The 4,406-nt window shown below is 63.1% G+C and carries 5 protein-coding genes; 3 read left to right on the top strand and 2 right to left on the bottom strand.

The features are described from left to right. Nucleotides 1–511: recombinase family protein (locus CEY15_RS17315; protein ID WP_095719453.1), on the bottom strand; the 511-nt coding region annotated here is incomplete at its 3' end. Between the two features lie 332 nt (nucleotides 512–843). Between CEY15_RS17315 and CEY15_RS17310 the strand changes: the two genes are divergently transcribed. Further along, nucleotides 844–1,266: a transposase gene (locus CEY15_RS17310; protein WP_141244321.1), complete on the top strand. Its 423-nt coding sequence runs from the start codon at nucleotides 844–846 to the stop codon at nucleotides 1,264–1,266. Between the two features lie 52 nt (nucleotides 1,267–1,318). Then, nucleotides 1,319–2,014 carry a hypothetical protein gene (locus CEY15_RS18315; protein ID WP_141244320.1) on the top strand — a complete coding sequence of 232 codons (696 nt, stop codon included), beginning with the start codon at nucleotides 1,319–1,321 and terminating at the stop codon, nucleotides 2,012–2,014. 472 nt (nucleotides 2,015–2,486) lie between these two features. On the opposite strand, the gene merA is transcribed toward CEY15_RS18315, so the two are convergent. Beyond that, nucleotides 2,487–3,887 (bottom strand): mercury(II) reductase, encoded by a 1,401-nt coding sequence (merA, locus tag CEY15_RS17305; RefSeq protein WP_095719452.1) that lies wholly within the window; start codon nucleotides 3,885–3,887, stop codon nucleotides 2,487–2,489. A 105-nt stretch (nucleotides 3,888–3,992) separates the two neighbouring features. On the opposite strand from merA, the gene CEY15_RS17300 reads away from it, so the two are divergent. After that, entirely contained in the window at nucleotides 3,993–4,394 is a 402-nt protein-coding gene (locus CEY15_RS17300) for a heavy metal-responsive transcriptional regulator (RefSeq protein ID WP_095719451.1), read from the top strand. The last annotated feature ends 12 nt before the right edge of the window (nucleotides 4,395–4,406 follow it).

The following is a 4,406-nucleotide window of genomic DNA, read 5'->3' as shown; positions in this document are numbered from 1 at the left end:
GGACCTCGCCGATTTGGGCGACGGTCATGTCTTGTTGCTCGTAGAGCTTGCGGGCGGTGCGCAGTTTGTCCCCAGACAACAACGGTGGACGCCCACCTCTACGGCCACGGGCCCGGGCGGCCTCCAGGCCGGCGTGGGTGCGCTCGGAGATGAGGTCTCGTTCGAACTCCGCCAGCGAGGCGAAGATGTGAAACACCAGCCGCCCGCCCGAGGACCCGGTGTCGATGTTTTCTTGCAGGGATCGGAACTCGATTCCGCGTTCCTGCAACTCGGTCAGCTGATCGATCAGATGCCGAATCGATCGGCCCAGCCGATCCAGTCGCCAGACCACGAGCGTGTCTCCCGGGCGCAATTGGTCGAGGAGCTTTCCCAACTCTGGGCGCGAGGCCAATGCCCCGGAGGCGGTGTCGGTGAAGACCTTGTAGCAGCCGGCAGCCTCCAGGGCATCGTGCTGCAGTCGGGCGTCTTGATCGCCTGTCGACACCCGTGCGTACCCGAAAGCGTGGCCCATACCGCTAAATGTAGCAATACCCGTCGCTGCCCTATGGATCCGAGACATAGATTCCGGGACTGGGTTCCGCTACAGATTGGGCTCTCGTCCACCTCGGCGTATCCGAATTCGGCCAACTCGAGTCCACTTGTAGCAAAAACGATCGTTTTGGCACCATTGGAACTGGTGAGCCATCTCGGTGAGCGAAGCGCAAGTCAATGGCGTGCCCGGAGACGGCCTATTGTGGTGCATCTCGCAGCGGACAAGCTGACCGTGTGCCGTCAGCGCATCCAGCAGGCCACCACCGGGCACCGCGGACGCACCGGCAACCCATCTACGGCATCCGCCGGACGATGAACACTCGCACCAAGCTGCTCACCGACCAGCAGAAGGCCTGCTCGTTCAAGACGTTCACCACCCACGATGCGCACGTCGCCGTGGAGGTCACTTACGGAATCTGCCCGCGTTTGATCGAGGCATACGGAACTCTGGCGTCCGTGAGGGAAACATCGCGATGTGCAAGCTCCTCAAATCCATCCGGGCGCGTGCCCAAGGATTTGCCTGTGCTCGCCCAGCTCGGCCGATCACTGTGGAAGCGGCACCGCGAACTCGTCGCCTACTTCGATGTGGGAGCCGCCAGCGGCGCGTTCGAGGCCATCAACGGATGCCTCGAGCACCTACGCGGGATCGCCCGGGGCTTCCGGAACCTCAAGCACTACATCGTGCGGTCACTGACTCACTCCGGACAGGCCCAGAACCGGATCAACGCATTCTAAAAAGCATTACCCTCAACATTAGCTACTGCATCGACGTAAGAGGGAGCCAGGTATGACCCAAAATGAGCGCTCATTTTATCAGACCAGCGCCGGTAGGCGTTGGCTCGGCGTGGCCGGAGTAATGGCTATTTTGCTCAGCGGGCTCGTGTACATGAGGGTCGATGCTCGAAACCAAATCACCAATGAGGCGTGGGAAATATGTCAAGCTCAAGTAAAAAGTAAGAGTGAAGCCAAAATGGTTTTCGGAGAATACGATGTTGAAAGGAACGGGAAAACCTACAACTTTATTGGTGATCTGGAACTGACTGACCGAACCGGCACCGTTTATCCTTCCCGGTATCAGTGCATAATCAACCCGAACGGACCGCCGCGAGACTTTAAAATCGCCGTTGACTTTTCCGAAATGGCCTATGCGAATGCATTAGCTGACGCCGATTCGGATAATGGTTCCGCAATCGATGCAGAATTGCAGAGTTATGGAGTTACACGAAAGTTGCTCGAAGACCTAAATTCTAATGCTGCCTCAAATGGATACTCAATTAATCGAAATGTTCCGATGACGGAAAGGGAGCTTGTAAACTTTACTTTTGCAATGATATCTATCTGCGAAGACATTCGAATAGGTGCAACCAGTTGGGACCAAGAGATGTCCCAAGATATCTCGGGCGGCGCGCCAAGAAACGGTGCCGCGCGGATGCATCAATTTCTCGAAACTGAGTTCTGTCCGCGCATAAAATTCGGGAAGTAAACTGAGCGTTCGGACTCGTTTCGATTTGCCAGCTCGGGAGCGTCACGTTTCTTAAGTTGATCGACGTGGACCGACAAGGCGAGTAGCTCCTGATCGTGCAGTGGCAATACGGCTTATATCGTTTTCGGTGCTGGGTTTTTCCAGCTCAACAGTCCGCTAGGGTTGACGGTGGGAGAGGTTCGTTGAGTGCGGTTGTCGGTTGAGGGTTGTGCCGCGTGAACAGGGCCTGCGACACCGGATCTGCCCGCCACGTGGCCCGATTCTGCCGCACGAACCCCTGCCGAGGATCACTCTGCGACGGGTCATGGCGAGATGAGTTAGTGAGGCGCAGAAGGACCGGTTGGCCCATGAGGCTGTGCCGCGTCCGGGACTCGGCCCGGCATCTCGTCAGACTGTAGGTTTTTAAGGCACATTCACGGCGCCAGGCGGGCCGCCGCGGGAGCCCTCGTCCACCCCGCTGGGGCCGCGGGTTTCAGGCGCAGCATGACGTCGGCATCTGGTTTCGGAAGAGGCCGGCCACGATGCGCAGGCTTTCGCTCATGGTCAGGTACGGCGCCCAGGTGTCGGCCAGATCGTCGACGGTCATGCCGCTTTTGATGGCGTAGGTGGCCGCCAGCATGATCTCCCCGGCCCCGTCCGCCAGAGCGTGCACGCCCAGAACCTTGCCGCTCACGGCGTCGGCGACGAGCTTCACCGCCCCGCGGGTGTCGTGCTGGACGAGCGCCCGGGGGACATCGGACAGGTCCAGGACGCGGCAGTCGCACGCGTGCCCTCGGGTGAGGGCCTCGTCCTTGGTCAACCCCGCCGAGGCCAGCTGGGGCCGGGTGAACACGACCGCAGGAAAGCCGGCGTAGTCGACCCGAGCTGCCGGCGGGTACCTGTCCTCGGTCAGGGCGTTGAGCGCGGCGGCCCGACCGCCGGCGGCGGCGGCGTAGACGTACTGGGGAGCCCCCGAGACGTCACCGGCGGCCCAGACGCGCGGGTTGGAGGTGCGCTGGGTCTGGTCGACCACGACGAAGCCGCGCTCGTCCACGTCCACACCGGCAGCGGCCAGGTTCAGGCCGTCGGTGCGGGGCAGGCGTCCGGTGGCCACCAGGACCTGCGCGCCGCGCACCTGTTCGCCCGAGTCCGTGGTCACCACCACCTCTCCTGCGGGGCCTGGTTCGCGGGCCACAGTGGTCGCGCGCTCTTCGACCACGGTGATGCCGTCGTCGGTGAAGACTTCCAGAAGTCTCTGGGCCAGCTCCGGCTCGGCGTGCGGCGCCAGACGCCCGACCACAGAGACCCGGGTGCCGAGGTGAGCGAACAGCTGGGCCTGCTCCATCCCGACGTACCCGCCACCGATAACGACCAGGGACTCAGGCAGCTCGGTCAGCTGCATCGCGGTGGTGGACGTCAGCCGGTCCACAGAGTCGAGACCGACCACCTCCGGGATGGCGGGGGTGGCACCGGTGGCGACCAGATAGGCCCGGGCCCGCAGCGCCTGGCCGTCGACGGCCAGGGTGTCCCCGTCCAGGAAGCTGGCCTGGCCTGGGCGGACCTGGAAGCCGTAGGCAGCGGCCACATCGGCGTACTTCGCATCACGCAGGCGCTCGATGAGTGCGTCCTTCTGGGCCACCAGATCGCCGAGGTTCACCGGTGCGGCTGACGTTGGGGCACCTTTGAAGGGATTGGTGAGCGCGGCGTGCCGGGCCCCGGCGGCCGCCAGGAGCGTCTTGGACGGCACGCAGCCGATGTTCACGCACGTCCCGCCCAGAACACCGCGCTCAACCAGCACGACGCTCTTACCGGCCTGGCTGGCCGCGATGGCGGCGGACATCGCCGCGCCTCCTGAGCCGATCACGGCCAGATCGACGTCGTAGTCCACACCCATTTGCCCACCTTCCTTCGCGTGACCCCTCTTCAGCGTCCATAGTGGACGTTCCAGCGCAGGGGAAGGTCAAGGCGAACATGGACGAGAGCCGAGAAAGGGGCCACTGTGCGCATCGGTGAGTTGGCCGTGGCCAGCGGCACCACAACCAAGACGCTGCGCTTCTACGAAGAAGCCGGCCTACTACCTGCGCCTGAGCGCACCGCCAACGGATACCGCGACTACACCCCTGCGGCCCTGGCGCGCCTGGACTTCGTTCGCCGCGGCCGCACCGCTGGGCTCACCCTGGCCCAGATTCGCGAGATCCTCGACATCCGCGACGCCGGAGTCGCACCCTGCCAGCACGTGCACGCCCTGCTCGAAGCCCACCTGGGCGACCTGGACCGCCAAATCGCCGACCTGCAAGCACTGCGACACACCGTCGCGCACCTTCACCACAGTGCCACCACCAGCGACCCCACCAAATGCGACACCACGACCGTCTGCCGCTATCTGGAGTGTTCCCGCTAAAGTGGCCACTGC

This window comes from Dietzia natronolimnaea, from assembly GCF_002289575.1.
Taxonomy (GTDB): Bacteria; Actinomycetota; Actinomycetes; order Mycobacteriales; family Mycobacteriaceae; genus Dietzia; species Dietzia natronolimnaea_A.
The sequence above is the reverse complement of the archived record's forward strand: the minus strand, read 5'-3'. Positions and strand labels throughout refer to the sequence as shown.

What these genes read in the sequence shown, in the direction of transcription:
- CEY15_RS17310 (WP_141244321.1), top strand. Translation starts at nt 844, where the DNA reads ATGAACACTCGCACCAAGCTGCTCACCGACCAGCAGAAGGCCTGCTCG.
- CEY15_RS18315 (WP_141244320.1), top strand. Translation starts at nt 1,319, where the DNA reads ATGACCCAAAATGAGCGCTCATTTTATCAGACCAGCGCCGGTAGGCGT.
- merA (WP_095719452.1), bottom strand. Translation starts at nt 3,887, where the DNA reads ATGGGTGTGGACTACGACGTCGATCTGGCCGTGATCGGCTCAGGAGGC.